The following is a 26408-nucleotide window of genomic DNA, read 5'->3' as shown; positions in this document are numbered from 1 at the left end:
AAAACGGGCAGCGCTGGCGACGCAGCCGCGAAACGCTCACCGCGGTGGACCGGATGACATTTCGCATCGAACGCGGTTCGGCGGTGGGGTATATCGGCGCGAACGGGGCGGGCAAGTCGACCACGATCAAAATGCTGACCGGCATCCTGGTCCCCACCTCGGGCACCGTGCGCACCTGTGGACTGGATCCGGTGCGACAGCGGCGCGAACTAGCCGCCCGAATCGGGGTGGTGTTCGGGCAGCGCTCCCAGCTGTGGTGGGACCTACCACTGCGCGAATCGTTTTCCATTCTAGCCGCGATCCACCGGCTGGAATCCGATGTCGCGCAAAAACGTACCTACGAGTTGGTCGAACAATTGGAGATGGCCGAGACATTGGACACCCCGGTGCGCCAGCTGTCACTCGGCCAGCGCATGCGTGCCGAGGTCGCCGCGGCGCTGCTGCACTCTCCCGAATTGATCATTCTCGACGAGCCGACCATCGGCCTCGATGTGCTGTCGAAACAGCGACTACGTGAATTCCTGCGCGCCGAACGCAGCGAGCGCGGCACCACACTGTTGCTGACCACCCACGATATGGGCGATATCGAGCGGCTCTGTGATCGGGTGCTCGTCGTCGACCGCGGCAGTCTGGTGTACGACGGTTCACTGACCGGCCTGGCGGTGCGGGTGGGCGCGCGGCGGGTGCTGGTCGTCGATCTGGCCGGACCGACCCGCAATCTCGACGATCTGCCCAGCGCCGAACTGTTGACCAGCGAGGGCGGGGGCATGCGCCAGCGATTGGCCTTCGATGCCGAATCCACCACCGCCGCAAAGGTTCTGGCCGCAGTCTCCGACCGCGCTGAGGTGCGCGACCTATCCATAGAGGAGCCGGACATCGAGGACGTGGTCCGGCGGATCTATGAATCCACCTGGTGACCGACGCCGCTGTCCGGCTCCGAATTGGGTTGATATTCAGGTGTTTTCGGGTTCGCGAGCGCCCTGGTCGAGCCGCAACGGCGGATATTCGTCACGCATCAGTGAGGCATAGGCGCCCACCCGAATGGACCATCGGTGCAGACCGAGCAGGAAATCGAACAGCCCTCTGGGATAAGCGGCCGTGAACAGCAGCGCCACCGCCGCGACCAGCACCAGAACATTTGCCAACGCGAATCCGCCCCAGCCGTCTTTGCCGCCCACACCCGCACTGAATATCGCGGCGAGGATCAGGTAGTGCGGAATGGCCAGCAGCCACCATTTCACCAGCACTAGACCACGACTCAGCTGCTCGGGATAGTCGATCTCCAGATCCGCCGGATAATCCGGATCCGACTGCAGACTGAACGGCGGATACCGATCGGTGCCGAGCACCGAGTAGGCGTAGAAGCCGACACGCCACCCCCAACGCATGACGCCGACATTGAAGTCGAACAGTGCGCGCGGATAGTTACCGGTAATAAGAATCGCGAAGAACGCGACCACCGAGACGATCACATACGCGATATAGAGAAATACCAGAATAATGGCGTGCGGGATGGCCAGGATCCATTTGACCAACCACATCCAGCGCGATAGCGCGGGATCGAGATCGCCTCGGACACGAATCGGATTGGCCGGGCCGGCTCCAGCGACGGTTTTCTCGGGCTCCATGATCGATGCTCCTTCCAGGTGCTTCGATGCCTCCACAACGAGTGGAATGTCCCGATTGTCCCGTATCGGGCAGCCGGTCGGACCACGTTCCGATACCGACACGCCAACGAAAAGGTGGCCGCCGAGGTGGCGAATCACGTAGTGCCGCAACGGCGCTGCCGCGAACCTCAGCCCGGCGCCTGCCCCTGGGCCGAATACAGGCTGACCTCGCCCTCCTCGCCGAGGAACGCATTCACCAGCATGATCTGTCCGGCCTCCAGCTCGTCCGGGTCCGGCGCGCTGGTGGTGATCGAGATCTGCGGAATCACCGCCCAGTTCACGACATAGCGTTCGGGCGGTCCGTCGTCGTCGGACAGGCGCGCGAGCCGGAACACCGACACCGTCTTGCGGAGGATGAGCGTGCGCACGACTTCGGCGATTCGCTCCGGATCTTCCAGCGCGAACATGAACCCGAACGTCAGCTCGGGCGAAGACACATAGGCGGGCACGAACACCGAGGCTAGTCGATCGATCGAGGTCTCGCTCGCCCCTGGCCCGAAGTGGTTGCTGCTCATGCGCTCAGCGATTTCACGAAGGTAGGAAAGTCGGCGGTTATGTGACCGATCCGTAACGGATCATAACGATTTCCCGGCAGCTCATCTGTTTCTACACCATTCTATTGCGCCGATTCGACTATCGCGCTTTCCTGAAAAGGTCCCGATTTTCTGGGCGTCTTCCTCATCGCATCGTCGCGGATTTCCCGGTTTCTTTGCCGTGCTGGTGGACTGTATGGAGGGCGATCCGGGTGCGGGGCTGCGCCGGAGCCGAGGGGTGCCCCTCCCCGAAATCCTCCTCGGCCCTGGCGCATCCAAATACACACCCATCGCCACCGCAGGGGCGTGCATCATGACTACCCAATACGCAGCCGATCGTATCGAAGCCGACGAGCTGCCATCGCCAGCGGCGCTACTGCGCGCATTTCGCGATCCACACGATCCGAATCGACACCGGCACCGTGTCCTGGCCGCGGGACGCGCACTGGTCGAATGTCATGAACGCAGGCGCAATGCCCTGCAGACGGCGCACGCGCCGGACGCACCGAGCGGCCGCGTAGCACAGTGCCTACAACTGGTCGACGACCTCGACGCACACCGAAGCGAGCTGGTCGGCCATATCGATAATTGGGTCGCCAGCAATGTGGAGCACCGCGCAGGCGCCTCGCTGCACACCGAGACACTGGGCGCGGTCATCGATCGAATGGCCGCGAAATGGGTTGCGGCACAATATGCTTTGGGTATGTCGGCACCGGTCGGTTCGACGCATCCACTGCAGTTGGACGATGAAGCCCAACTGCAGTGGAGCCGATTGGCCGAACTGGCCGACGGTTACACGGACCTGATCACCGATGTGATCCAGCACCGGCGCCGGCTGCCGGTGTGGTGATCACCGGGGTTCGTCCGCTTCCGGTTCGACGACTTCCCCCTCGACGAACGACGTGCTCGGCTCGACCTCCGCGTCATAGGACACATCGGCCGCGTCGACCAGATCGGTCGTATGCCGCGCCGCGGCATCCTTGCGCGCGGCAGCCGCTGCCTCGTTCATCTCGATGGCGTCGGTGATCCACTCACCGATCTCCCGGGTGACCTCCGCGACGGTGCCGGTGATGATATTCGCAATATTTCCGACATGTCGCGCACCAGAGGAAGTCAATTCTTGAATTAGGTCCTTGTTGCTTTCGAATTTCCCGATCATTCACACGCCCACTTCGGTTGCGTTCCGCTGTCGCATCACGATAACACCGGGCGTGGACTCCTTCCCGACCAAGAACGGCGGCAGTGCCAGCTTGCAAATCTTCAGCCACACCGATCCGACTTGCTTACCGAGCGAACCGGTGTTGTACGGCAATCCATACTTCTCGCACAGTTCTCGAACCTGCGGCGCGATCTGCGGATAGCGATTCGCGGGCAGATCCGGGAACAGGTGGTGCTCGATCTGGTGCGACAAATTGCCGGACATGATGTGGAACAGCTTGCTACCGGTGATGTTGGCCGAGCCGAGCATCTGCCGGACGTACCATTCACCGCGGGTCTCCTCGGCGGTCTCCTCTTCGGTGAACGTCTGTACGCCCGTGGGGAAGTGGCCGCAGAAGATGATGGAGAAGGCCCACAGGTTGCGCACCAGATTGGCGGCGGTGTTTCCGGCGAGTGTGCTGACGAACAGCGGACCGGTCAGCGCCGGGAAGATGACGTAGTCCTTGAGCACCTGCCGGCCGGCCTTGCGCCACTGGCCCTTCACCAATCGCTTGATGTCCGACCAGCTCTTCTTGCCCCGGATGATGTTCTCCACCTCCAGGTCATGGCCCATCACACCCCATTCGAACAGCACCATCAGCGCGAAGGCGTAGAGCGGTTGGCCCAGTCGCAGCGGATTCCACTGCTGGGCCTCGTCCATGCGCAGGATGCCGTAGCCGATATCGCGGTCCATGCCGTGGATATTGGTGAAGGTGTGGTGCATGTAGTTGTGCGAATGCTTCCACTGGTCCGCCGGACAGACCGTATCCCATTCGAACTCACGGGAATTCAGACCGCGCTCACGCATCCAGTCGTACTGTCCGTGCATGACGTTGTGGCCGATCTCCATATTGTCCAGGATCTTCGACACACTCAGCGCGGCCACCGCGGCCAGCCAGAACGGCGGCAGGAAACCGAGATACATCAGGCCGCGCCCGGCGATCTCGAAACCGCGCTGCGCCTTGATGATCGAGTAGATGTATTCGCGGTCGGCATCGCCGAGATCGGCGACGACACGGGCACGCAGTTCGTCGAGGGCCCGGCCGAGTTCCTCGACCTGGTCCGGGCTCAGTACCAGCGGGCCGTCTTTCGTTTCGGTCAGAATTGTCATTGCTGGGTCCCCTTTGTCAGATATCGATGTCGACGTCGCCGACGGGCGCGTTGATGCAGAGCTGAATGGGCTGATCCGGATCGCTGTCGGTCTCGCCGGTGCGCACATTGCGGGTGCAGCCGGAGCGCCGAACAGCGGTGCAGGAGAAGCAGATACCCATCCGGCAGCCGTACTCCGGTGTCAACCCCGCGGCCTCGGCCTGTTCCAGCAGGACGGCACCGTTGTTCTCGGCGCTACGTCCGCTGGCCGAGAAGCTGACCGTGCCGAAGGCCTCATCGGCGTCGACGGGGGTGGTGGACAGGGTGAATTCCTCGGTGTGCAGCCGCTGCTCCAACTGCTCCGCCTCGAAGACCTTGCGCACCGCGCCCATCAGCCCCGGTGGCCCGCAGACGTAGGTCTCGCCATCGGCGAACCAGGGTGCGATGCGTTCGAGCTGGTCGTAGTCGAAATAGCCGGAGCCATCGCCGGGATAGCGCAGTTCGACGCGGAAGTTCTTGTGCGCCTGTGCAATCGCATCCAGCTCGGCCCGATGCGGCACCGCCTCCGGTGATTTCGCATAGTGCAGGAAGGCGACTTCGCCCGGATAGCCCTCATCGGCCAGCGTGCGCAGCATGGACAGCACCGGGGTGATGCCGCTGCCGCCGCTGATCAACAGCACTCGTTCGGGACGCGGTTGCGGCAGTTGGAAAACACCGGCCGCCGGTTCCATGCTGACCACCATGCCGGGTATGGCATTGCGGTAGAGGTATTGCGATACCAGGCCGTCGGGATGCGCCTTGACCGTCAGTTGCAGGTGGCGGTCGCGCCGCCCCGCCGGGTTGACCGGCGAATAGCACCTGGTGTGCCGGACGCCGTCGATTACGACGCCGATCTGCACGTATTGCCCCGCGACATGGCCGCGCCACTGCCGGGTCGGGCGCAGGGTCAGCGTTACCGAACCCGGCACCGAGCGGCGAACGTGGGTGATCTCCGCACGCAACTCCCGAACCGTCAGCGTGGGGCGGACGAGTTCCAGGTAGCGGTCGAGCGGGTGCGGTGTGGTCAGGGTTTGCACCAGGTCGATGAGTCCCACCATGCGGTTGCCTCTACTTTCGGGCCGCGGCGTGCTCCCGAACCCTCCTCGGTGAGGATTTCAGTGCACGCCTGTACACTCAACTAGTGTGACCGATGGACCGGGTCAGGTGTCAACCAGGAACTGATGTGACCCGAACTACATCCTTGAAATAGATGAATGGTGAACGGCTGTATGCTCACTGTGATGACCGAAACCGCAGCTACCCGGGGCGAGCGCAAGGAGCGCACCAGGCAGGCCCTACTCGACGGCACGCTCGCGCTGGCCGCCGAGCGCGGCTTCGGCGCGCTGAGTCTGCGCGAGATCGCCCGCTCCGCGGGCATTGTGCCGACCGCGTTCTACCGGCATTTCGCCTCACTCGACGATCTCGGAGCGGCCTTGGTCGACGAGGGCATCCGTGCGCTGCGCCTGGCCCTGCGTCAGTTGCGCCGCACACCTGATGCCCGACTCTCGCAGACCGTTCGGTTCGTTTTTGATCAGGTCGCCACCAAACGCGAACTCTTCGGCTTCATCACCCGCGAACGCCGCGGCGGCTCGGCCGCCCTGCAACATGCCATCGCGCTCGAACTGCAATTGATCGTGCGCGAACTGGTCGTCGACCTATCCCGCGTCCCTGCCCTGGACTCCTGGTCCCCCGACGACCTCGAATTGGCCGCCGACCTGATCGTCTCCACGGTCGCCGACTGTATCGCCGACTACGTCGCCGCCACACCGCGCGACCAACCCGCGATCATCGATCGCACCGTCCGCCAGGTCCGCCTCATCGCACTCGGCATGGCCGCGTGGTTGCCGAGCAAGCCATAGCGTCTACCGGTTCTCCCGGCGGCCGAAGCGATCTGCCAGCAAGGCCCGGAGTTCGCCGCCGATCTCGCGATCCCGGTACGTCACTGAGCGCGCCATGGCCAACTCGTAGCTTCGACTGTCGACCGACTGGCGATGGCAGCCGACGACAAGCCACCGGATTCAGTCTGCGGTGCGATCCCACCTAGGGTCGCTGATGCTGTCCGGGCTACGAACTGGCAATAGTGCAGCGAGACCGAGGGCAAGCACCAGCACAATGCCGACGATGCCCGCACGGTCGGCGTCGAAGGCCCAAACGAAGAAGCCGAAAAGTGCTGGGGCAAGAAAGGATACAGCGCGGCCCGTGGTGGTGTAGAGGCCAAACATCTGGCCCTCGCGGCCGGGCGGGGCCAGGCGGGTGAGGAAGGAGCGTGCGGCGGCTTGCGCGGGGCCGACGAAGATGGTGAGCAGTAGGCCGAAGACCCAGAACATGACCGGACCCGACACGATAAACAGTGCGATGCCACAGATCACCATGGCGACCAGCGATATCACGATCACGATCTTCGGGCCCAGGCGATCGTCGAACCGACCCGCGGTGACCGCACCGAGTGCTGCGACGACATTCGCGGCGATGCCGAACAGCAGCACATCGGAGTCGGCGATACCGTAGACCCGCACGGCCAGGATCGCGCCGAAGGTGAAAACCCCGGCAAGACCGTCACGGAAGATCGCGCTGGCGATCAGGAAACCGACGGTACGTCGGTCCACGGACCACAGCTCGCGCAGATCCCGCCACAGCACCCGGTACGAGCCGAAGAATCCGGCCTTGGCCGCACCGGGATCGGCATTGGTGTGTGGTAATTCGGGTACGGCGAACAGCACCGGCAACGCGAAAGCGGCGAACCAGACCGCAGCCAGCATCGCGACCAACCGGATATTCGTACCGTCATCGGTGGGCACGCCGAGTAGGCCGCGATTGTCGCCGTGGCCGGAGATGAAGCCGAAGTAGCTGATCAGCAGGATGAATATTCCGCCGAAATAGCCCATGGCCCAACCGAATCCGGAGACACGACCAACATCGGCGGGGGTGGAGACCTGGCGCATCATGGCGTTGTAGGGCACGCCGGCCAATTCGAAGAATGCGGAACCCAAGCCCAGCAGGACCAGGCCGAACCAGAAGTGGTGGTAATCGTCGTGCACGAAGAACATCAGCGCCATCGCCAGGATGGTGAGCGCGGTCAAAACCGCCAGTGAGCGTTTACGTTTCGCACTCGCATCGAAGCGCTGACCGCTGATCGGCGCGGTGAGTGCGACCACGAAACCCGCGAGGCCCAGAGCCCAGCCGAGCCACGCGCTCGGTGACACTCCGCCCGGCAGATCGTCGCCGACCTTATCTGTGAGGTAGACCGAGAAGACGAAGGTCAGGATCACGGCATTGAACGCTGAGGAGCCCCAGTCCCACAACCCCCACGCCACCACTTGTCCGCGCCCCGCGGCCTGCCCGACAGTCGTCCGCGCGTCAACTTCCGACTCATCCGTCACCAGCCACCACCCTCATCGAATCGCTGCGCGATGCGGCGTACATGGGCGCAGCCTAATGCGAATTTCATCGGCGAGCGGGCCAACACTCGAGACGCGCTTTGCTATGCACCCAGTTGCATAGTACTGGGTGTAACGATAACCTGGCGTCATGGCACTCGAACATGCGCTCCTGGTTTCGCTGACCGAGCGTGCCGGTTCGGGTTATGAACTGGCGCGCCGCTTCGACAAGTCCATCGGCTTCTTCTGGCGCGCCACCCATCAGCAGATCTATCGCGTGCTCAAGCGCATGGAGGAATCCGGCTGGCTCAGCAGCGAAACAATCGCCCAGGAGGGTAGGCCGGACAAGAAGGTCTACACGGTGAACGAGGCGGGCCGGGCAGAGCTGGCACGCTGGATCGCCGCGCCGACCGATACCTCGATACCGCGCAACGAACTCGGCGTGAAGATCCGCGCCGCCGCGCACGGCGATATCGGCGCACTCTGCGACGAGGTCGTCCGGCATCGTGAGCAGCACAATCAACGCCTCGAGCTGTACCGGCTCATCGAGAAACGCGACTTTACCGCTGCAGATCAGCTCGCCGGTACCCCGCTGCACCAGTACCTCGTGCTGCGCGCGGGCATTCGCGTGGAGTCCGGATTCGTCGAATGGTGCGACGAAGTACTGCAAGCCCTGCAACCTCGTGCAACAGCCCCGCACGCGGACCCGAAGAAAGGTGAGACTCAGCGATGAGTTCGTTCCCCCATCTTTTCGAGCCCCTCGATCTAGGCTTCACCACACTGCGCAATCGCGTAGTCATGGGGTCGATGCATACCGGCCTAGAGGATCGTGCCTGGGATACCAACCGGCTCGCCGCCTATTTCGCCGAGCGTGCCCGCGGCGGTGTGGGTCTCATCATCACCGGCGGTTACGCCCCGAATCGCACCGGCTGGCTGCTGCCGTTCGGCGCGAAACTCACCAACAAATCCGAGGCCTACCGGCACCGAGTGATCACCAAAGCCGTGCACAAAGAGGGTGGCAAGATCGCCATCCAGATCCTGCACGCCGGCCGGTATTCCTATATGCCGGGCAGTGTTTCGGCATCCTCGATCAAGGCCCCGATCAATCCGTTCCGGCCGCGCAAGCTCTCCGCGCGCGGGGTCGAGCAGACCATCGACGACTACGTCCGCTGTGCGAAGCTGGCCCAGTTCGCGGGCTACGACGGTTGCGAAATCATGGGCGGTGAAGGCTATTTCATCAACCAGTTCCTCGCGCCACGCACCAACAAGCGCACCGACAAGTGGGGCGGCTCGCCGGAGAACCGGCGCCGACTCGCGGTGGAGATCGTTCGCCGCACCCGCGCCGCGGTCGGGCCCGACTTCATCATCGTATTCCGTTTGTCCATGGCCGAACTGGTCGAGAACGGGCAGACGTTCGACGAAATCGTCGTGCTGGCAAAGGAACTCGAAGCCGTCGGTGCCAGCATCCTGAATACCGATATCGGCTGGCACGAGGCGCGGGTGCCGACCATCGTCACCTCGGTACCGCGAGCCGCCTTCGTCGAATTCACCGCGAAGATCACCGGGCAGGTCAACATTCCGGTCTGCGCGTCCAACCGGATCAATATGCCCGAGATCGCCGAGGAGATCCTTACCCGCGGTGACGCGCAACTGGTTTCGCTGGCACGACCGTTGCTCACCGATCCGGAATGGGTGAACAAGGCCGCCGCCGACCGGGTCGACGAAATCAACACCTGCATCGCCTGCAACCAGGCCTGCCTGGACCATGCGTTCCAGCACAAGACCGTGTCCTGCCTGCTCAACCCGCGCGCTGGCCACGAGACCGAACTGAAGCTGCTCCCGACTCGGCGCACCAAGCGCGTCGCGGTCGTCGGCGCGGGCCCGGCCGGATTGTCGGCGGCAGTGAATCTCGCCGAACGTGGGCACCGAGTCGAGCTTTTCGAGGCCGACGACAAGATCGGCGGACAGTTCGATATCGCGCGCCGCATCCCGGGCAAGGAGGAGTTCAACGAGTCGATCCGCTACTACACCAGGATGCTGGAGATCACCGGTGTGACCGTGCATCTGAACAAGCGGGTCACCGCTGCGGAGCTGCTCGAAGCACGCTACGACGAGATCGTGCTGGCCACCGGCGTGCGCCCGCGCATTCCGAACATTCCCGGCATCGACCACCCGATGGTGCTGTCCTACGCCGAACTGGTGCGCGAGGAGCGGCCGGTCGGCAAGCGCGTCGCCGTCATCGGCGCGGGCGGCATCGGCTACGACGTGAGCGAATTCCTGACCGTGGAAGGACATCCCACCCTCAAGCTCGACGAGTGGAAGGAAGAATGGGGTATCGACTCCGCGGACGAACAGATTCGCGGCCAGCTCACCAAACCGAAACCCGCACCCGCGGCCCGTGAAGTCGTTCTGCTGCAACGCAAGTCGACACCGTTCGGCAGAGATCTCGGCAAGACCTCCGGCTGGGTGCACCGCGCGGCACTCGAGGCGAAAGGCGTCGAGCGCGTCGGCGGCGTCAACTACGAACGTATCGACGACAACGGCCTGCACATCAGCTTCGGCGAGAAGCGCCAACGCCCCCAACTGATCCCGGTCGACAACGTCATCATCTGCGCGGGACAGGAATCCGTCCGCGAACTCGAAGAACCCCTACGCGCCGCCGGTGCCAACATCCACCTCATCGGCGGCGCCGACCTAGCCGCCGAACTAGACGCCAAGCGCGCCATCGACCAGGGCACCCGCCTAGCAGCCCGGCTCTAACGCACTACCGAACCGCTGATCACCATGCGCTGGTGGAGGCAAATGTCGACTCGAGTCCAAGGGGTTACATTCTCGATCCACTCGGTGGGTTTGCGGCGTGGGCTGGGCGGGTCGGGTTGGGTTGATCGCCTAGGCTTCTCTCGTGAGTTTGCCCTCCCCTACGTCTGAGAATCGTGCGGTTGTTACTGGTGCCTCTTCGGGGATCGGGACTGCGCTGGCCGCTGAGCTTGCTGCTCGCGGGTATTCGTTGATCCTGGTCGCGCGGCGCGGTGAGGTGTTGACCGAGCTTGCGCAGCGGTTGACGTTGGCACATGGGGTTACCGCGGAGGTGCGGGCGGTGGATCTGGCCGATCGGACGGCGCGGGGGGCGCTGGTCGAGGAGTTGGCGGCGCGCGATATTTCGATTCTGTGCAATAACGCGGGGATCGCGACCTTCGGCGCGGTCGCCGAATTGAATCCGGCCTATGAGCGGGATCAGATGGAGCTCAATGCCGTTGCGGTGCACGATCTCACCTTGGCCGTGCTGCCCGGCATGATCGCGAGGGGTGGCGGTGGCATCCTGATCAGCGGTTCGGCGGCGGGCAATATGCCGATCCCGAACAACGCCACCTATGCGGCGAGCAAGGCCTTCGCCAACACCTTCTCGGAATCGCTGCGCGGCGAACTGAAGGGCTCGGGCGTGCACGTCACCCTGCTCGCCCCCGGACCGGTCCGCACCGAAACCCCCGATCCGGCCGAGGCCTCCATCGTCGACCGAATGGTGCCCGACTTCATGTGGGTCACCTCCGAATACACGGCCAAAATCTCCATCGACGCCTTGGCCCGCAACAAAATGCGCGTCGTTCCCGGCCTGATCAGTAAGGGCATGAGCGTCGCAGGCCAATACGGCCCTCGCGCCATCACGGCCCCCGTCGCCGGTGCGTTCTACAAGAAGCTCGGCGGCTGAGAAGCGCAAGCTGCGCCTGCACCACACGATTCTCGCCGCCAGCCGTAAACCCGAGCGGGCCAGCCGGCGAGGTGCTCGCTGTGCCGTGCACAGGGCCTACCACCACAGCCTCGCCTCGTCTTACAACCGCATCGGCCGCCCACCGGTCATCGCAGTGCTAGACGCGCCCAACGGGTCCGACGCGAAACCACCGACGATCTACTCGCCCGCGATATCGGCGACTGACGGGCCGTTCTCAGGCCTGTCCGGCGGCGTGGTCGATGAACCGACCGAGCAGTTCATGCAACTGCCGGCGTTCGGTCGCGGAGAACGGTGCAAGCAATTCGTCGACCACCCCATCGGCGGTGCGATTGGCGGCCGCTAACCGCTCTCGCCCGCTTGAGGTGATGTGCACGGCGTAACTGCGCCGATCCCGCTCGTCCTTGCGCCGCTGCGCCAATCCCTGCCGCTCCAGCTCATCGATGATGTAGACCATCGAGGACTTGTCCAGCTGCAGCCTGTCGACCAATGCGCGCTGACTGAGTGGACCCACCTCGGCCAGACAGCCGAGCACCCCGAGGTGACGCAGCTCGAGACGCTGTTCCCGCAGTGCCCGATTGGCCGCCGCGCGCGCATAGCGGTGCGCGAGATAGAGCTGACCACCGATCTGCGCGCCGAGCTGCTCCGAAGTATCCGCCACGAACGAACTATAACCGATGACAGATCGTCTGAATTCAGATAGTTTTGATGAATGAACATTGTCATCGTTGGCGCCGGGCTGGCCGGACCCCTCCTCGCACAGGGCCTGTGCAGAGCCGGGATCACCGTCGAGCTCTACGAACGCGAGGCGGCAGGCCACCACAGCCAGGGCTATCGCATCCACCTCGATCCGGAGGGCGATCTCGCACTGCGCGCGTGCCTGCCGCCGGACCGCTACGAACAGATCGTCGCGACCGCGGGCAAGCGCGGGACGGGCGTGCGGTTCCTCGACCCGCAACTGCACGTCGTCCGGGAAATACTGGTTCCGCCGTCAGCGGATGAGGATGTACACGGGCGACACCTGACCGTCGACCGGCTCACGCTGCGCAAGATCCTGCTCACCGGCATCGACGTCCACCACGGCGCATCATTCCAGCGCTTCGAACTGCTCGACGACGGTCGGGTCCGCACCTACTTCGACGACGGCACCGTCACCGATGCGGATCTACTCGTCGCCGCCGACGGCACGCATTCGCGCATCCGCTCCCAATGGCTGCCGGATGCCGAGGTAATCGAAACCGGCCAATCGGAGATTTACGGCAAGACAGCGCTGATCGACGATATCCGCGCGCTCACTCCGGAGGCAGCACTGGACGGATTCAGCGTGGTCTCTGGTACCGATGGCCGATTCATGTCGCTGGCCGCCCACGAATTCGTCTCCGGTGACGGCGACGACTACGTCATGTGGGTGGTCGTCGCGCCGACCGCACTGATCCCGGCCGACCTGTCCGCCATGGACAAGCAACAGCTGCAGAAGATCGCCACCGAACTCATCGCCGACTGGCCCGACAATCTCGCCGCACTCGTGCGCCATGCCGACCCGGAATCCGTCCACAACACCACGATCCGGACCGCAAAGCCGTTGCGGCACTGGGAAACCGGACCGGTCACGCTGATGGGCGACGCCATCCACACCATGATCCCCGCCGGAAGCAGCGCGGCGACAGCCCTGCGCGACGCCGCCCTGCTCTGCCGTCGCATTACCGAGCGGCCCGATTCGCTGCGCGATGCGGTCCACACCTACGAAACCGAAATGCTCGACTACGGTTTCGCGATGGTGGAACGCTCGCTGCACAGCGTTACCTGAAACTCACTGCGGCTCCCGCAGTTTCTTGGCCGTCTGCACCGCGGTGAGCGCATTGAGGCGGCCGAAGCCGTACTTGTCACTGCGCCCATCCGTGCCGTACGCGCCATGCTGCGGATCGATCATGTCGCACGATTGCTTCAACAAGTCCTTGACCTCGCTCGACGTGAGATCCGGATGCACCGACAACACCAATGCCACGACACCAGCCGCTCCCGGGCACGCGCTCGAGGTGCCGCCGAAGCTATTGGTGAAATTGCCCGCGGCATCGCCGTCATCGGTCGTGCCCACGTTGTATCCGGCGCGACCGTGCCGATCGACGGTCCAGATGCCGGTGGTCAAGGCATCGGGGTGATGCAACGCCGGATCTCCGATGTCGTTACTCGGAAAGGCGCACCAGACCGCCTTGCCGAAATCGCTGTATACACTGCGCTTTCCGGTGTCATTACAGGCCGCGACCGCGATGACCTTCCCGAAACTCGCGTAGCCGTCGTTGTCGACGGACTCATTGCCATTGCCCGCCGCGAAGAGTACGACGCACCCCTTGCCATTGCGTCCGTTCGTCACCGCATGCTCGATCGCCAGGCGGGTACTGGCCGGTATCGGCACGACCTGATTGTGCGCCGGATCGTCCGGCCGGAACCAGACTCCGTCGGCCGGCCCCCAACTGCACGAGATGACGTCGGCGCCGTGGTCGGCGGCCCATTTGAAGGCGCTCGCCTCCGCCTGCGATCCGAGATCGGAGGCGAGCCGAATCGGCATCAACCTGGCCTCGGGCGCCACCCCGGAGGCGCCGACGGTGCCGTTGGCACAGGCCACGCCCGCGCATGCGGTTCCGTGGTTATCCCCTTTTTCGGGGCCGGTTCCGTGCGTATCGCGCGGACGCGGATCGTTGGTCTGTCGGGTCGCATCGCGTGGTGCGACCACCTTGCCTATCCCGGCGAATTCGGGGTGGTCGATATCGACACCGTCGTCGATCAATGCGATCGTCGCCCCGCTGCCGCGCGTAATCGCATGGGCTGCTTCGACATTCGCGTGCGCATTGATCGTGACGCCACCAATGGTCGTCGCCTTCAGATGCCATTGCTGCGGGAAGATCGTCTTGCGGACGCGTCGCCGGATCAACTCGGGATGGCAGTACTCGACATCGTCGCGGCGCAGCAGCCCGTTCGCGATTTCGAACACCTGTTGGCCGGTCCCCTCGGGTGCTGCGGTGAAGTACGCGTTGACGGCGTAGTCCACCGTCTCCTTGATCCGCAGACCTGCAGCGGCCAGCACCGCCCCGCACCGTTCGGGGTCCGCGTCATCGGTGAACTTCACGAAGACGTTCTCCGTGTACAGCACGGGCTCACCGGTCACCGAATCCACGAGTACATGACCGGCGAAACGCACCTCCGGGGCGGCGGCGAGCACGGACTTGCGCTGAGCGATCGAGCGCGAATCGGGCGGCACCCGATACACCTCTACCCCCGCCTCCGGATAGGACACCACCAGTGCCGCGTCATCGAGTTCACCGCTCAGCGGGGTGCGAACCGATCCGATGGAGCGGGGCAGCGGACGTCTGTCCTGGGTTCGGACCGCGATCAGGTCCGGGCTTTGTTCCAACTGGAAACCGGGATCGTTCTTTGTCCCGAAATTTGCGGTAGGCATGACGACTCCTTATCTACGACCGGCAGAACACCACTGCAAACTTAGCGCTGACCTGCGCTGATGCAGCGAATACCGACTACTCGAAAACAACCGGACCCACCGACCGGCGAGTCCGGGATATCACTCGTACTCAGCGTTTGCGGGTGCCGAAAATGCTGCGGCTGATCTCGCGCCCCGCTGCGGCCGCGGCCGACCGCAGAAAGCTCTTCACCGCCGGATTCCTCATGATGCGCTCGGCGGCGGATTCCTCCTCTGCGGCGGCCTTCGAACGCCCCGGCGGTGGCGGGGCCTCCGGTTCCCGCTGTGCCGCTGCGGCTTTCGCGGCCATGATCTCGTACGCCGACTCGCGATCGATGGTCTGGCCATATTTTGCCGCCAGCGCGCTGGATAGCGCCCGCGATTTGATCTGATCCTCGCCGATGGTGTCCATCAGCGAGCGCGGCGGCTGAATCCTGGTCCACGCCACCGGAGTTGGCGATCCCTTCTCGGAAAGCACCGTCACGATCGCTTCACCGATCCCCAGCGAGGTGAGCGCCTGCTCCAGGTCGTAGACACCGGTCTTCGGGTAGGTGCGCACCGTCTTGCTCAGCGCCTTCTGGTCGTCAGGAGTGAAGGCACGCAGTGCGTGTTGAATGCGCGCACCCAGTTGGGAGAGCACCGAATTCGGGATATCGGTGGGTAGCTGGGTGCAGAAGAAGACGCCGACGCCTTTGGATCGGATCAGCTTGACCGTCTGCTCCACCTGCTCCAGAAATGCCTTCGAGGCATCCGCGAACAACAGATGCGCCTCATCGAAAATGAAGACCAGCTTGGGCTTTTCGATATCGCCGACCTCGGGCAGCGTCTGGAAGAGATCGGCGAGCACCCACATCAGGAAGGTCGAGAACATCACCGGGCGCGCCGCCTGCGCACCGAGTTCGAACAGTGTGATCACGCCATGGCCACCCTCGGTCCGCAACAGATCGGCCGGATCCAGTTCGGGCTCGCCGAAGAAGGTGTCACCGCCGTCGGCCTCGAGATTCACCAGCGCACGCAGGATGACGCCCGCCGTCGCGGCCGAAACCCCGCCGATGCCCCTGAGGTCCTCCTTGCCCTCCGGGCTGGTGAGATGGGCGATGACCGCGCGCAGATCCTTCAGATCCAGCAGGCCGAGACCCGCCTTATCCGCCCAGTGGAAAATCAGCCCGAGGGTTGACTCCTGAGTTTCGTTGAGCCCCAAAACTTTACTGAGCAGCAGCGGACCGAATGCGGTAATGGTCGCGCGGATCGGCACCCCGACGCCACCGGTGCCGAGCGAGACGAATTCGGTCGGATAGCCGGACGGTGCCCAGTCCGGCGCACCGGTCTCGACGGCCCTGGCGCTGAGCTTTTCCTCGGTCTGCCCCGGCTGCGCAAGCCCCGACAGGTCACCCTTGATATCGGCGAGCACCACCGGAACCCCGGCCCGCGAAAGCTGTTCGGCAATACCTTGTAACGTCTTCGTCTTACCCGTACCGGTCGCACCGGCGACCAGCCCGTGCCGATTCAAGGTGCGCATCGGAATCCGCACCCGCGCAGTCGAATCCACGGCGCCATCGACGACAACAGTGCCCAATTCCAGTGCTGCCCCGTCGAACGCATAGCCGGCCGCGATCTGCTGCGCCACCGACTGCTCCGCGATCTGCGCGGTCGTGTTCGCCGCCGACTGTGCGGATTCCGCCGCGGCAGCGCTGGCGGCCGCGGTCTCCGCCGTCTCGGTGACCTTGGCTTGCGCGGCCTCGGCCTGCGCCACCGCATTCGCCGCATTCGGATCCGCGCTCGCGGCGGCCGCCTCCTGCTCGGCCAACTCACGTTCGGCGGCCTCGGCCACGGCGGCGGCTTCCGCGGCCGCGCGCGCCGCCTCCTCGGCCGCTTTCCGAGCCGCGGCCGCCTTCTCCTGAGGGGTGGGCGCACCTGTCTCCCGACCGCGACCCTCCATCGAATCGCTTGGCGATCCTGCGTCCATCGCGTCCTCCGTCTGGTCTGACCCTGACTGCTTTCGCAGTGTTAGCTGTCGTGCCGAAACGCATACGCCGATCTCCGCAAACTCTATCGCCGCCGATCCCACCGACACGGCTGCTCCAGTAGTGACATGCACTCCTATGCAACCAGCACCGGTTTCGAGCGAAGCGAGAGCAAGCATGTGCGATGCCGCAGGCATCCCGGACAAACACCGCTAATGTTGCCGGGGTGTCCGACAAATACGTGGTGTGGATGGATTGTGAGATGACCGGCCTTCGCCTCGACAGCGACAAGCTGATCGAGGTGGCCGCGCTCGTGACCGACAGCGACCTCAACATTCTCGGTGACGGTGTGGATATCGTCATCCACGCCGACGATGCGGCCTTGGCCGCCATGCCGCAGGTGGTCGCCGATATGCACGCACGTTCGGGCCTGACCGAGGAAGTGCGCCGCTCCACGCTCACCCTCGCCGATGCCGAGCAGCAGATACTCGACTACATCCGCGAATATGCCCCGACCCCCGGCACAGTTCCGCTGGCCGGCAATTCCATCGCAACCGACCGCGGCTTCATCGCCCGCGATATGCCCGCACTCGATGCGCATCTGCACTACCGCATGATCGACGTGAGCTCCATCAAGGAGCTGTGCCGCCGCTGGTACCCCCGTATCTACTTCGGCCAGCCGGAGAAGGGCCTGAGCCACCGCGCCCTGGCCGATATCAAGGAATCCATCCGCGAACTGGAGTACTACCGGCGCACGGCCTTCGTCGCCGCACCGGGCCCGTCGACCGCGGAGATCACCGCCGTCGCGAACGAACTCAGCGGCGGCGAGAAGGAGACCGCGCAAAACGCCACGTCAGAAACCGATTAGGGACTCGAGGGGTTGACACGCTAATATCGACCGCGCTGGTGATTCACCGGCGATGGTGGCTGTAGTTCAGTTGGTAGAGCACCAGGTTGTGATCCTGGCTGTCGCGGGTTCGAGTCCCGTCAGCCACCCTTACGCGAGGGCGCGAACCAAACGGTTCGCGCCCTCTTCTTTCTTTCGCCCAGCTAGAGACAACCTGAGCAACTCCGGTTCGCACACTGGGACATTGCCCCGAATAACGCACGAACCGCCGTACCCTACGGCCCATCACCTGGCCCGTTGTCTACTCGAGTGTCGCGCGGGTCATATCGGGGACAACCATTCCTTGCTCGTCGTTGCCGCCTCCAACGCATCCGGCAACGGGTCTACACCGAGGCCGGGCCCGTCAGGCACTGTGATGTATCCGGCTTCCAGCCGCAGCGGTTCGATGATGTCTCGTTCGTAATAGCGATCCGAGGCCACGATGTCCGCGGGCAACGTACACCCGGGTAGCGCCGCTACCGCCAGATTCGCCGCCTGACCAAGCCCGGTTTCCAACATTCCGCCGCAAAATGCCGGTACGCCGTGTGCCACACAGACATCGTGCGTCGAGCGTGCCTCGAGATAGCCGCCGAGACGTCCGGCTTTGATATTCACCACCGAGCACGCCCCCAGCTCGATCGCGTCGACAGCGCCGCGGGCCGAGAGAATCGATTCGTCCAGGCAGATCGGCGTACGCAAGCGGCGGGCGAGGCCGATGTGATCGCGGCAGCAGTCCGCGGCGAGGGGCTGTTCCAGCAGTTCGAGTCCGAACTCGTCGAGACCAGCGAGGTGGTCGGCATCGGCCGAGGTATAGGCGCCGTTCGCGTCGACCTGCAGCTCGAGAGCTTCGCCGAACCGCTCCCGTACCGCCCGCACCGGCGCGATATCCCATCCTGGCTCGATCTTGAGCTTGATCCGCTGGTAGCCCTGTTCCAGATATTCCACGACGGTATCCAGCAGTTCGGGTATCTCGTCCATGATCCCGATCGAGACACCCGCGGCCACCGATGTGCGAGTCGCGCCGAGATATCCGGCGTAAGAACCTCGTCGGGAGCGCAGCCAGGCGTCGAGGATCGCCATCTCCAACGCAGCCTTGGCCATTCGATGACCACGAAACCGCGCAAGCGTGGGCGCTACATCATTCGGGTCGAGATCGCGGCCGCCCAGCGCCGGCAACAGAAACCGGCGGATGACGTCGGCGGCGCCATCGATGTACTCGGAGGAAAAACTCGGAGAGGGCAGTGCTACGCACTCGCCCCACCCCTGGGCGTCCGAGGCAACCACCCGCAGCAGGAGAATGTCGCGCCACAATTCGACCCCGAACGAGGTCCGAAATGGGCTGCGCAGCGGAAGGCCCAGCCGACGCAGCTCAACGCCTTCGAGCCTCACCTTCACAGCTTGGCATATCAGCCCCTTGCCGATAGCCGCTTACTATCACCGATAATCTGACAGATAACTGTTTCACTCCGTAGACTGCGGGCATGGGCGGTGTCACCGGGACGCCACTCCAACTGATCAGAAAGACACCAAGTTCGTGATGCGTTCGGCGGTAATCGCAGCTTTCGTCGGCACAACCCTGCTCGCCGGCGCCACCGGTACCGCGACCGCGGATATCGTGGTCGAACCGGGCACCGGATCCAGTACGGGTTCGAGCTCGACCACCACCGGATCAGCCGGCGGTGTCACCACCACCGGCTCCTCGGGCACCGGCTCGGCCGGTGCCGCGATGTCCGGCTTCGAGAATCTATTGTTCGGCGGGCCACTGCTGTGCGCCGCACTCGGAAGCGCCGTCGGAGCGACGCTCAGTTGCGCGTAGGCTAGCCGTTGTCGGCGTTGCCCGCCTTCCATTCCGGCCACGGGATGTTCCAGTCACCGAGTCCGTCCACGCCCGAAAGCGTGCCCCCAACGGTGTTCTTGACGATGGTGATATCGCCGCGCTTGGCGTTCTGCAAAACCCACAGCGCGTTCGCGGGGCTCAGGTTGAGGCAGCCGTGGCTGGTGTTCGAGTAGCCCTGCGCACCGACCGACCATGGGGCGGAGTGGAAGAAGATGCCGGAGTAGGAAAGCCGGGTCGCGTAGTCGACCGGCGTCTTGTAGCCGTTCGGCGAACTCACCGCGACGCCGTAGGTCGAGGAGTCCATGATGATCCGGTCGAAGCGGTCGCCGACGATGTAGATGCCGTTATCGGTAGGCGTGCTGTCCTTGCCCATCGAGGTCGGCATGGTTCGCACCACCTCGCCGTTCATCTCCACCGTCACCTGCTTGGTGTTGTCGTCCGCGGTGAAGATCGTCGGAGCACCGACGGTGAAGAACGAGTGGATATTGTCCTGGCCGAACAGTCCGTTGCCGAGATCACGACCGTAGACATTCACATCGATGGTGACCTTGGTGCCCGGCGCCCAGAAATGCTCCGGCCGCCACCGGACCTCGCGCTTGTTCACCCAGTAGAAGGCGCCCTCGACCGGCGGCTCGGTGGTGATCTTGATCGCATTCTGCGCGGCCTTGCGATCCGGGATGTTCTCGTCGAACTGCACGGCCACCGGCTGGCCGATGCCGACCACCTCGCCCTCACCCGGCAGCAGATACGGCTTGGTCTGGCTGTCCGGGGAACTTGTGGTGAAGCTCAATACGGTCGAGTTCGCGCCGCCCAAACCGATTGCATCGGCCTTCAGCCGGTAATTCTTGCCGTAGCCGAGCACCTCGGTGGTCTCCCACGTCCGCCCATCGGCGGCCAGCTTGCCTGCGACCGCAACACCCTGCGGATTGGTCAATGTCACGGTGGTGAACTTGCCGTCGTCGACCTTGAAGGTCAGCGGCACGCCCGGCGAAATCCCCATGTCACCGTCCTTGACCGGCGACAACAGCTTGGGCTTCATCAGCTCGGTGATCGGATTACGGTCGATGGCAACCGTCGGATTGTCGGCGGCGTTGGATGACGAACACGCCGTCAAGGCCAGCGCCAACACCGCGCACACGATCACCGGTCCCGTGATCTTTCTCATCGACCGATGTCGACCAAGACCAACGCTCATAACCAAACCCCGTTTCAAGTCTCGATGCACCAGGGCACCGATGGCTCGGATCCAACCCGACCACGCTCCTCCCGCAACGCCGACGGAGTTCGGTCCGGATCACGCTCCAGACATTCTGCCAGCGCAACGGGTCCGGTCCACTGTGAAATCCCTCCGCCACAGGCGAGTTCCACCGGTTAGATCATCGGCACCCCATCGGGTGTTAACACCGATCGCGAACTCCCCCACCGCCCCCGGTCAGAAACCGATTTCACTTATGGGTACTCGGCCTGTTAATGTTTGTCCCGCACCGGAACACGGAGCGCAGCAAGACACGCGCCATTAGCTCAATTGGCAGAGCAGCTGACTCTTAATCAGCGGGTTCGGGGTTCGAGTCCCTGATGGCGCACTTAAATTAGCAGGTCAGGCCTGATTTCATGAGTGAGCTTGTTCGCTCGACCGGAACGTCACCAAAAGAACACCAAAAAGTCACCACCACTGACCGATGGTTTCTCAGCTGGCGGTGCCCAGCTCCAGCACCGCCGATGAGTCCGGTGCCTGCTCCGGCGAGACGATGTAATGCCGCTCCGTGATGCCCTCCGGGTCGGCGAACTGCGGTGGCGGATCGCGCGGTGCCGAATCCCTCCGCGCGCCATCCCGAGACTCGAATCGGCCGCCGCACCTACGCACGAGTGGGCAATCGTCGAGACAGCTCCTGCGACCTACGGTGCGGCACAACACACATGTCGAACTGACTTCACCGGCTTGGGTGGGCGCGAAATCCGCAGTGGGACAGGGGATTCCCTGACATCGGGCGATTCGTCACCGTGTCGCGCGGCGTAACAACCGGATCACCGCACGTTCCACCACCAACTGACGTCCGTCCTTGGAATCGGCTATGGCAGCGCGCGCCAACGCGTTGGAAATCGTGACACCATCGGCGAACGACTCGACCACGCGGGGATCGATATAGGATGCACGGGCCACGGCAGGGGTATTGCCCAGCGCGGCAGCCACTTCGGCCACCACTTCCCGTTCGGCACTCTTGCGTGCACGCTGCGAGGTGGGCGGATCCACGCGCCCGAATCCCGCCGCAGCGAGCACGGTCGCCTGCCAGGTGCGAAGGTGGATCCCCGCGCTGACCGGCCTCGCGAGCACGACAGTCATCAGCAATCCCGAATTCCTCCGGGAAGGCCATGCGGTGCACGACTTCTTGCACCCCGACCGCGTCCTCGTCGGTGCAGCCGAGCCGGATCGGGAGTCGGCCGATCGTGTCGCGGCGCTTTACGCAGGTACGGGCGCGCCGACACTGCGGTCGGACTCGGCCAGCGCGGAACTCGCCAAGTACGCCAGCAACGCGTTTTTCGCGGTCAAGCTCTCGTTTGTGAACACACTTGCCGAATTGTGCGAACGGGTCGGTGCCGATTTCACGAAGGTCACCAAAGCGATGGGGATGGATGAGCGGATCGGTCCGGCTTTCCTCACGCCCGGCCCGGGCTGGGGCGGCTCGTGTCTGCCGAAGGACACGCGCGCGCTCCTGCGGACCGCGGAGGCGTCCGGGGTGGACTTCGCTTTGGTCCGGGATGCCTTGCGAGCCAACGAGTATCAGCATGCGATCGTGATGCGCAAGATCCGCCGCGCGGCCACCGGTGCCGTGGACGGCTCGCTGTCGGGTACGCGGATCGGCGTACTCGGCCTCGCCTTCAAAGCCGGGACGGGGGACCTGCGCGACTCCCCCGCCGTCGCGATCACACGGCGCCTTTCCCACCACAGCGCCACCGTCACTGCTTACGACCCGTGTGTCCTAGCATCGAGTCTCCCCGATCTGACCGGCATTCGGGTGATGAACGACCCGTATCTGGTGGCAAAGTACGCCAGTGCCATCGTGATCCTCACCGAGTGGCCCGAGTTCCGTTCACTCGACTGGACGAGACTCGCGACCGAGGTCGACCAGGCCGTCATCGTGGACACCCGAAACCTGCTCGACGAGCGTCTGCTCAGTGGCACCGGTTTCATCCTGCTGGGCACCGGCACCGCCGAGATGGACCGCGCCAAAGATGCCATCCGCAAACCCCACACGAAATGATCACCACGCACGCCAGGCGGGAAACGCCACGTCTAGCCGTATGAGCCGCCACCGTCGGTCATGAGGGGGACAATTATCCGGTGGCCACCCGATCGGTAGTGAGCCCTGCGGAGCAGCTGAACTGCCTGGTCGACCTCACCTGGCCGGCTGGTCGGGGCGTGTGGTGGAGCGTTTATCACATCGGCAGCGGTACGCAGGTGGCCGCCGCGCTCGATGAGCTCGCCCAGCGCATCGTCATCGACCATTGGACCCAGGCCTTGTCTTTACTGGAGCGGCCGTTGATCGGCTGCAACCTCACGGTATGCCGCGCCGATACCTCGGTCATCGATCACGCTTCGACCGCTGTTCTTATCGGCACGCTGCCCGCCGTACTGCACGCCCACGCTGCGATCATCCGCGCGCAAATCCGCTGAGGCTGCAGGGTACGAGCCAGGAGCCCCTCGAACGGGCTGTCAGTTGCCTTTTTCGATGGTCAGTTCAGCAATAGTCGCCTCGCAGTCTGGATAGACGCCACGGTGAAGTCACCGTGGAGGGGTCGACGTCGAATACGGTTCGGTCAGGGTGTCGAGGCGGTCTCGGCGCGACAGCCGAGCGTCAGGCCGTACCCGCCGGAAACCGATACTGCCTCAGCCGCCGCAATAACCATGGGTTTTCAGCCGCGCTGGTCGATGAGGTCTCGACCACCGACTCCGGAAAGGAACTCGCGCCATCGCAATGGTCCGCCCGCGTCGGCGGTCAGGGGTGGTGTGTCCTCTCCCGTGCCTGCACGAAGACCGGCCAGCATCTGTCGGAGTGCCTGCACCGCCGTGAAACGAGGTGTCCACCCCAGCTCGGCTCGGGCGCGCCCGGTATCCATAATCGGCAGGTGCATCACCGCATCGAACAACTCCGGTGCCGCTGGCAGCGCTCGCGCGTGCCATCCCATCGCGAGCGCCGTGCGCGCGAGCGCGGGCGGCACCGACACCACCCGTGCACCGAACAACTCGGCCAGACGGAAACGGTCGATCACCGGCTCCGCGGCCAGGTTGAACGGACCGCGGGCATCGGAATTGATCGCCAGCGCGTAGGCGCGACCGATGTCACGGCTGTGCACGGCCTGAAACCGCAGGCCACGCGGAACCGGTAGGACCGGCGCAATCCCGGGCCTGACCAGGCGATTCGGTAGCAGCGGTCCGGCGAACAAGCGCCGCTGCTGACTGGCTGTCTCCCGACAGAAGGTGAATGCCGGCCGCATCCGAACCACCCGCAGCTCCGGATTTTCAGCCTCGAATCGGTCGAAAAGCCGTTCCACGTAGGCTTTCTCACGCATATACGCGGCCGGAGGCCAGCCGTCGGTCGGCCAGCTCTCGGGTACCGGCCGGTCGTCCTGACATGGGGAATACGCACCGACCGAGGAGGCGTATACCAATGCGGGTACTTGTGCCGCCGCCACGGCGCGCAGCACACGTTCCGTGCCGCCGACGTTCGCGCGCCATGTGACCAGGGGCTGATGGGTCGGCTGGAACAACCACGCCAGGTGAACTACCACATCGGCGTCATGGAAACAGGATTCCAGATCGTCGGTTCGCACATCCGCACGAACCCATTCGACGCCGTCGTGGGGCTTACCCGGTACGCGCCGCGCAATACCAACAATCGAGCTGACTCCGGCCTCGTCCGATAGCGCCTCCAACACACTCGTTCCGACGTTTCCGGTCGCGCCGACGATAACGACTCGCATGTCCGCTCCTTCGCTCGACGTCGAGGGTCGTTAGCGACATACCCGCCATTGTCGCGACGACACCGCACCCCAGAGGCGGTTGCTCGCCCGGACTGATCCGCCGGAAACTGCTGCTGCGACGGCCACTAACGATCCTGGTCGGCAGGCTTGTCTGCATGCCGCATCGCTTCCATCAGTTCTGCGCGAAGTCGAGCGACAGTCGGCTCATCACCAGCGTCTTCGGCTGTGGTGATGTCCTGGCGGAGTTGCGCGATAACGTCCTGGTTGCTCATGGATTTCTCCCGTCTTCGTGGTGACCGGAGTGCGCGGCTAGCGATCACGGTCACGCCGTGGGTCGATCCGATCCGTTATGCAGGGTGTCCGGATTCGGGCCGGTGAAACAGTGCATGAGCTCGGCCGCACAACCGGCCTCGTCGCTCGACGCCGACCCCCGCGCGCGTCTACGGATTCCGTGTGGCAGTCGTTCCATCAGCCGAGATGCCCAGATCTCGCTCATAGACGTCCGGTTGTCGATCCTCTTGCTCACCCGTCCACACCGCCGCGGCCTCCGCGGGGCCCGGTGTGGCCGGTTCCGTCGGTGCCACCTCGGGTTCCTCTTCGGCCAACCGTTCTTCCAGACCACGATCGTGGGCCTGTTCCCACGGAGTCATTCCGTACTTCGTGGCCCCGGTCCACTGTTCTGGAGGATCCATTCCCGCTTCGAGCGGGTCCGTGTGCAGTCGGTCCTCGTCCAGATCCTCAGCGCCGGTCAGCGCCGCCCCATCGGATTCGACGGGGTCCGGCGCGCCGGTGTCCTGCGGCGGATCCCAAGAACTGTTCGGATCGGTCATGAGAGATCACTCCTTTCCGCCCGCGCCCAGCGACGCTCGACGTCATCGCCCCTGTGACCGCTCCGCGAGCGATCAGCTGACTGTCCCCGTTTACCCGACGAATCGGGGACGAATCCGTGCTCGCTCGGCATGCCCGAAAGCGGTCGCATGGCGTCGCGAAGCTCGCACGGCATGTTTCCCGTTTCATCCGGACGTCGACGGGTAGGCGGCGCACAGGAGGTGAGGTATCCATGGTTCACCACACGCGGAACCGACCACACACCGAAACATGTCCGACGTCGAGGCAAGTCGCCGATGCGACCACGCGGTTGACGCACCGCGTGCAAGCCGAGACGCGGCGCCTGCGGGATCGGGACACCGGAGCAGATCGGAGCCGACGATGACCGCAAACCTCCCCGATACCCCGGAACCGATCCATGAAGACCGTGATCGAGCGGGACAGGGACTCGACCAGCGCATCTCCGAACCCAGCGACAGAGCTGATATTCCGGCCGGCGCGGAGACCGAGATCAACGAGCCCGCGCGCCGGGCGCAGCACCGCACGGTTGAGACCGGACACGTGGTGGACGATGTCGCGCACGACGACTCGACTCGCGCAGGACAGCTGGTCGAGAACCCGACGCCGTCGGTATCGGAACCACTCGAGGACGTAGGCAAGCAGGTCGCGGATTCGGCACGCAGCAACCGCGTGCCCGTCGCGGCGATCGCCGCCGGTTCCGCCGCCGTGCTCACCTGGATCATCCTGCGGCGCAGGCGAACATGATGATGCCGCATCCCAGCAGCTGACCTGTGCATAGCCCGACAATTAGGGAG

At 64.3% G+C, this 26408-nt stretch carries 27 protein-coding genes, 2 tRNA genes and 1 pseudogene; 15 read left to right on the top strand and 15 right to left on the bottom strand.

From position 1 onward, the window contains the following. Positions 1–53: 53 nt before the first annotated feature. Positions 54–917, top strand: a complete 864-nt coding sequence (locus tag ACQP2U_RS08230) for an ABC transporter ATP-binding protein (protein ID WP_433716403.1) — start codon at positions 54–56, stop codon at positions 915–917. A 36-nt stretch (positions 918–953) separates the two neighbouring features. Here the strand turns inward: ACQP2U_RS08230 and ACQP2U_RS08225 are convergent, their stop codons facing one another. Both ACQP2U_RS08225 and ACQP2U_RS08220 read right to left on the bottom strand, forming a co-directional pair. Then, entirely contained in the window at positions 954–1628 is a 675-nt protein-coding gene (locus ACQP2U_RS08225) for a DUF4389 domain-containing protein (protein WP_433714115.1), read from the bottom strand. Between the two features lie 167 nt (positions 1629–1795). Next, positions 1796–2122, bottom strand: coding sequence for a hypothetical protein (locus tag ACQP2U_RS08220; RefSeq protein WP_397038820.1), 327 nt, complete (start codon positions 2120–2122; stop codon positions 1796–1798). Positions 2123–2513: 391 nt separating this feature from the next. On the opposite strand from ACQP2U_RS08220, the gene ACQP2U_RS08215 reads away from it, so the two are divergent. Beyond that, a complete protein-coding gene (locus ACQP2U_RS08215) occupies positions 2514–3050 on the top strand; it encodes a DUF4254 domain-containing protein (protein WP_433714114.1) in 537 nt (178 codons plus the stop codon). Here ACQP2U_RS08215 and ACQP2U_RS08210 read toward each other — a convergent pair whose 3' ends face one another. Genes ACQP2U_RS08210 through ACQP2U_RS08200 form a run of 3 tightly spaced genes read right to left on the bottom strand, consistent with a single transcriptional unit; the run spans position 3051 to position 5583 of the window. Further along, the gene (locus tag ACQP2U_RS08210; protein WP_433714113.1) at positions 3051–3317 is read right to left on the bottom strand and encodes a hypothetical protein; all 267 of its coding nucleotides are present in this window, start codon (positions 3315–3317) and stop codon (positions 3051–3053) included. A gap of 42 nt (positions 3318–3359) precedes the next feature. After that, positions 3360–4508, bottom strand: coding sequence for a fatty acid desaturase family protein (locus ACQP2U_RS08205; protein WP_397038815.1), 1149 nt, complete (start codon positions 4506–4508; stop codon positions 3360–3362). Between the two features lie 16 nt (positions 4509–4524). Beyond that, positions 4525–5583: a ferredoxin reductase gene (locus ACQP2U_RS08200; protein ID WP_433714112.1), complete on the bottom strand. Its 1059-nt coding sequence runs from the start codon at positions 5581–5583 to the stop codon at positions 4525–4527. A gap of 183 nt (positions 5584–5766) precedes the next feature. On the opposite strand from ACQP2U_RS08200, the gene ACQP2U_RS08195 reads away from it, so the two are divergent. Next, the gene (locus tag ACQP2U_RS08195; protein ID WP_433714111.1) at positions 5767–6384 is read left to right on the top strand and encodes a TetR family transcriptional regulator; all 618 of its coding nucleotides are present in this window, start codon (positions 5767–5769) and stop codon (positions 6382–6384) included. A 159-nt stretch (positions 6385–6543) separates the two neighbouring features. Here ACQP2U_RS08195 and ACQP2U_RS08190 read toward each other — a convergent pair whose 3' ends face one another. Continuing rightward, a complete protein-coding gene (locus ACQP2U_RS08190) occupies positions 6544–7905 on the bottom strand; it encodes an MFS transporter (protein WP_433714110.1) in 1362 nt (453 codons plus the stop codon). Between the two features lie 148 nt (positions 7906–8053). Here ACQP2U_RS08190 and ACQP2U_RS08185 point away from each other — a divergent pair, with 148 nt between their 5' ends. From ACQP2U_RS08185 to ACQP2U_RS08170, 4 genes and pseudogenes are all read left to right on the top strand, one after another. Continuing rightward, positions 8054–8635, top strand: coding sequence for a PadR family transcriptional regulator (locus tag ACQP2U_RS08185; protein WP_433714109.1), 582 nt, complete (start codon positions 8054–8056; stop codon positions 8633–8635). Continuing rightward, positions 8632–10662, top strand: coding sequence for an FAD-dependent oxidoreductase (locus tag ACQP2U_RS08180; protein WP_433714108.1), 2031 nt, complete (start codon positions 8632–8634; stop codon positions 10660–10662). Before ACQP2U_RS08185 ends, ACQP2U_RS08180 begins: the two co-directional genes overlap by 4 nt. Positions 10663–10804: 142 nt before the next feature. Further along, positions 10805–11608 carry a mycolate reductase gene (cmrA, locus tag ACQP2U_RS08175; protein WP_433714107.1) on the top strand — a complete coding sequence of 268 codons (804 nt, stop codon included), beginning with the start codon at positions 10805–10807 and terminating at the stop codon, positions 11606–11608. A 65-nt stretch (positions 11609–11673) separates the two neighbouring features. Then, a pseudogene (locus ACQP2U_RS08170) lies at positions 11674–11833 on the top strand (diaminopimelate decarboxylase); the annotation flags it as partial. Between the two features lie 10 nt (positions 11834–11843). Here ACQP2U_RS08170 and ACQP2U_RS08165 read toward each other — a convergent pair. Next, the gene (locus ACQP2U_RS08165) at positions 11844–12287 is read right to left on the bottom strand and encodes a MarR family winged helix-turn-helix transcriptional regulator (RefSeq protein ID WP_433714106.1); all 444 of its coding nucleotides are present in this window, start codon (positions 12285–12287) and stop codon (positions 11844–11846) included. A gap of 51 nt (positions 12288–12338) precedes the next feature. Between ACQP2U_RS08165 and ACQP2U_RS08160 the strand changes: the two genes are divergently transcribed. Then, positions 12339–13433: an FAD-dependent oxidoreductase gene (locus ACQP2U_RS08160; RefSeq protein ID WP_433714105.1), complete on the top strand. Its 1095-nt coding sequence runs from the start codon at positions 12339–12341 to the stop codon at positions 13431–13433. 3 nt (positions 13434–13436) lie between these two features. On the opposite strand, the gene ACQP2U_RS08155 is transcribed toward ACQP2U_RS08160, so the two are convergent. Together ACQP2U_RS08155 and ACQP2U_RS08150 are read right to left on the bottom strand one after the other, a co-directional pair. Further along, positions 13437–15080 carry a S8 family serine peptidase gene (locus tag ACQP2U_RS08155; RefSeq protein ID WP_433714104.1) on the bottom strand — a complete coding sequence of 548 codons (1644 nt, stop codon included), beginning with the start codon at positions 15078–15080 and terminating at the stop codon, positions 13437–13439. Between the two features lie 130 nt (positions 15081–15210). After that, on the bottom strand, positions 15211–17064 hold the full coding sequence (locus ACQP2U_RS08150; RefSeq protein ID WP_433714103.1) for a helicase HerA-like domain-containing protein: 1854 nt from the start codon (positions 17062–17064) through the stop codon (positions 15211–15213). Between the two features lie 224 nt (positions 17065–17288). Here ACQP2U_RS08150 and orn point away from each other — a divergent pair, with 224 nt between their 5' ends. Together orn and ACQP2U_RS08140 are read left to right on the top strand one after the other, a co-directional pair. Then, on the top strand, positions 17289–17930 hold the full coding sequence (gene orn, locus ACQP2U_RS08145) for an oligoribonuclease (protein WP_433714102.1): 642 nt from the start codon (positions 17289–17291) through the stop codon (positions 17928–17930). 55 nt (positions 17931–17985) lie between these two features. After that, positions 17986–18058: transfer RNA gene (locus tag ACQP2U_RS08140), tRNA-His, on the top strand. 172 nt (positions 18059–18230) lie between these two features. Here the strand turns inward: ACQP2U_RS08140 and menC are convergent. Continuing rightward, the gene (gene menC, locus ACQP2U_RS08135; RefSeq protein WP_433714101.1) at positions 18231–19337 is read right to left on the bottom strand and encodes an o-succinylbenzoate synthase; all 1107 of its coding nucleotides are present in this window, start codon (positions 19335–19337) and stop codon (positions 18231–18233) included. A gap of 148 nt (positions 19338–19485) precedes the next feature. Here menC and ACQP2U_RS08130 point away from each other — a divergent pair, with 148 nt between their 5' ends. Then, positions 19486–19764 carry a hypothetical protein gene (locus ACQP2U_RS08130; RefSeq protein ID WP_397038791.1) on the top strand — a complete coding sequence of 93 codons (279 nt, stop codon included), beginning with the start codon at positions 19486–19488 and terminating at the stop codon, positions 19762–19764. 1 nt (position 19765) lies between these two features. Here ACQP2U_RS08130 and ACQP2U_RS08125 read toward each other — a convergent pair whose 3' ends face one another. Next, entirely contained in the window at positions 19766–20980 is a 1215-nt protein-coding gene (locus tag ACQP2U_RS08125; protein WP_433714100.1) for a L,D-transpeptidase, read from the bottom strand. A 315-nt stretch (positions 20981–21295) separates the two neighbouring features. Between ACQP2U_RS08125 and ACQP2U_RS08120 the strand changes: the two genes are divergently transcribed. Continuing rightward, positions 21296–21368, top strand: a tRNA-Lys gene (locus ACQP2U_RS08120). Positions 21369–21781: 413 nt separating this feature from the next. On the opposite strand, the gene ACQP2U_RS08115 is transcribed toward ACQP2U_RS08120, so the two are convergent. After that, positions 21782–22126, bottom strand: a complete 345-nt coding sequence (locus ACQP2U_RS08115) for a hypothetical protein (RefSeq protein WP_433714099.1) — start codon at positions 22124–22126, stop codon at positions 21782–21784. Between the two features lie 34 nt (positions 22127–22160). Here ACQP2U_RS08115 and ACQP2U_RS08110 point away from each other — a divergent pair, with 34 nt between their 5' ends. Both ACQP2U_RS08110 and ACQP2U_RS08105 read left to right on the top strand, forming a co-directional pair. After that, positions 22161–23045, top strand: coding sequence for a nucleotide sugar dehydrogenase (locus ACQP2U_RS08110; protein WP_433714098.1), 885 nt, complete (start codon positions 22161–22163; stop codon positions 23043–23045). Between the two features lie 80 nt (positions 23046–23125). Beyond that, positions 23126–23458, top strand: a complete 333-nt coding sequence (locus ACQP2U_RS08105; RefSeq protein WP_397038754.1) for a hypothetical protein — start codon at positions 23126–23128, stop codon at positions 23456–23458. Between the two features lie 239 nt (positions 23459–23697). Here ACQP2U_RS08105 and ACQP2U_RS08100 read toward each other — a convergent pair whose 3' ends face one another. From ACQP2U_RS08100 to ACQP2U_RS08090, 3 genes are all read right to left on the bottom strand, one after another. Continuing rightward, positions 23698–24765, bottom strand: coding sequence for an NAD-dependent epimerase/dehydratase family protein (locus ACQP2U_RS08100; RefSeq protein WP_433714097.1), 1068 nt, complete (start codon positions 24763–24765; stop codon positions 23698–23700). A gap of 125 nt (positions 24766–24890) precedes the next feature. After that, positions 24891–25037, bottom strand: a complete 147-nt coding sequence (locus tag ACQP2U_RS08095; RefSeq protein ID WP_157110833.1) for a hypothetical protein — start codon at positions 25035–25037, stop codon at positions 24891–24893. Between the two features lie 168 nt (positions 25038–25205). After that, positions 25206–25595, bottom strand: coding sequence for a hypothetical protein (locus ACQP2U_RS08090; protein ID WP_433714096.1), 390 nt, complete (start codon positions 25593–25595; stop codon positions 25206–25208). 379 nt (positions 25596–25974) lie between these two features. Here ACQP2U_RS08090 and ACQP2U_RS08085 point away from each other — a divergent pair, with 379 nt between their 5' ends. Next, positions 25975–26358 carry a hypothetical protein gene (locus tag ACQP2U_RS08085; RefSeq protein WP_433714095.1) on the top strand — a complete coding sequence of 128 codons (384 nt, stop codon included), beginning with the start codon at positions 25975–25977 and terminating at the stop codon, positions 26356–26358. Positions 26359–26408: the final 50 nt, after the last annotated feature.

The organism is Nocardia sp. CA-084685, from assembly GCF_050955785.1.
Lineage (GTDB): Bacteria > Actinomycetota > Actinomycetes > Mycobacteriales > Mycobacteriaceae > Nocardia.
The sequence above is the reverse complement of the archived record's forward strand: the minus strand, read 5'-3'. Positions and strand labels throughout refer to the sequence as shown.

What these genes read in the sequence shown, in the direction of transcription:
- ACQP2U_RS08205 (WP_397038815.1), bottom strand. Translation starts at nt 4,508, where the DNA reads ATGACAATTCTGACCGAAACGAAAGACGGCCCGCTGGTACTGAGCCCG.
- ACQP2U_RS08095 (WP_157110833.1), bottom strand. Translation starts at nt 25,037, where the DNA reads ATGAGCAACCAGGACGTTATCGCGCAACTCCGCCAGGACATCACCACA.
- ACQP2U_RS08230 (WP_433716403.1), top strand. Translation starts at nt 54, where the DNA reads ATGACATTTCGCATCGAACGCGGTTCGGCGGTGGGGTATATCGGCGCG.
- ACQP2U_RS08215 (WP_433714114.1), top strand. Translation starts at nt 2,514, where the DNA reads ATGACTACCCAATACGCAGCCGATCGTATCGAAGCCGACGAGCTGCCA.
- ACQP2U_RS08125 (WP_433714100.1), bottom strand. Translation starts at nt 20,980, where the DNA reads ATGAGCGTTGGTCTTGGTCGACATCGGTCGATGAGAAAGATCACGGGA.
- ACQP2U_RS08130 (WP_397038791.1), top strand. Translation starts at nt 19,486, where the DNA reads ATGCGTTCGGCGGTAATCGCAGCTTTCGTCGGCACAACCCTGCTCGCC.
- ACQP2U_RS08085 (WP_433714095.1), top strand. Translation starts at nt 25,975, where the DNA reads ATGACCGCAAACCTCCCCGATACCCCGGAACCGATCCATGAAGACCGT.
- ACQP2U_RS08225 (WP_433714115.1), bottom strand. Translation starts at nt 1,628, where the DNA reads ATGGAGCCCGAGAAAACCGTCGCTGGAGCCGGCCCGGCCAATCCGATT.
- ACQP2U_RS08195 (WP_433714111.1), top strand. Translation starts at nt 5,767, where the DNA reads ATGACCGAAACCGCAGCTACCCGGGGCGAGCGCAAGGAGCGCACCAGG.
- ACQP2U_RS08115 (WP_433714099.1), bottom strand. Translation starts at nt 22,126, where the DNA reads ATGACTGTCGTGCTCGCGAGGCCGGTCAGCGCGGGGATCCACCTTCGC.
- ACQP2U_RS08155 (WP_433714104.1), bottom strand. Translation starts at nt 15,080, where the DNA reads ATGCCTACCGCAAATTTCGGGACAAAGAACGATCCCGGTTTCCAGTTG.
- ACQP2U_RS08160 (WP_433714105.1), top strand. Translation starts at nt 12,339, where the DNA reads ATGAACATTGTCATCGTTGGCGCCGGGCTGGCCGGACCCCTCCTCGCA.
- ACQP2U_RS08090 (WP_433714096.1), bottom strand. Translation starts at nt 25,595, where the DNA reads ATGACCGATCCGAACAGTTCTTGGGATCCGCCGCAGGACACCGGCGCG.
- ACQP2U_RS08100 (WP_433714097.1), bottom strand. Translation starts at nt 24,765, where the DNA reads ATGCGAGTCGTTATCGTCGGCGCGACCGGAAACGTCGGAACGAGTGTG.
- ACQP2U_RS08185 (WP_433714109.1), top strand. Translation starts at nt 8,054, where the DNA reads ATGGCACTCGAACATGCGCTCCTGGTTTCGCTGACCGAGCGTGCCGGT.
- ACQP2U_RS08180 (WP_433714108.1), top strand. Translation starts at nt 8,632, where the DNA reads ATGAGTTCGTTCCCCCATCTTTTCGAGCCCCTCGATCTAGGCTTCACC.
- ACQP2U_RS08200 (WP_433714112.1), bottom strand. Translation starts at nt 5,583, where the DNA reads ATGGTGGGACTCATCGACCTGGTGCAAACCCTGACCACACCGCACCCG.
- ACQP2U_RS08150 (WP_433714103.1), bottom strand. Translation starts at nt 17,064, where the DNA reads ATGGACGCAGGATCGCCAAGCGATTCGATGGAGGGTCGCGGTCGGGAG.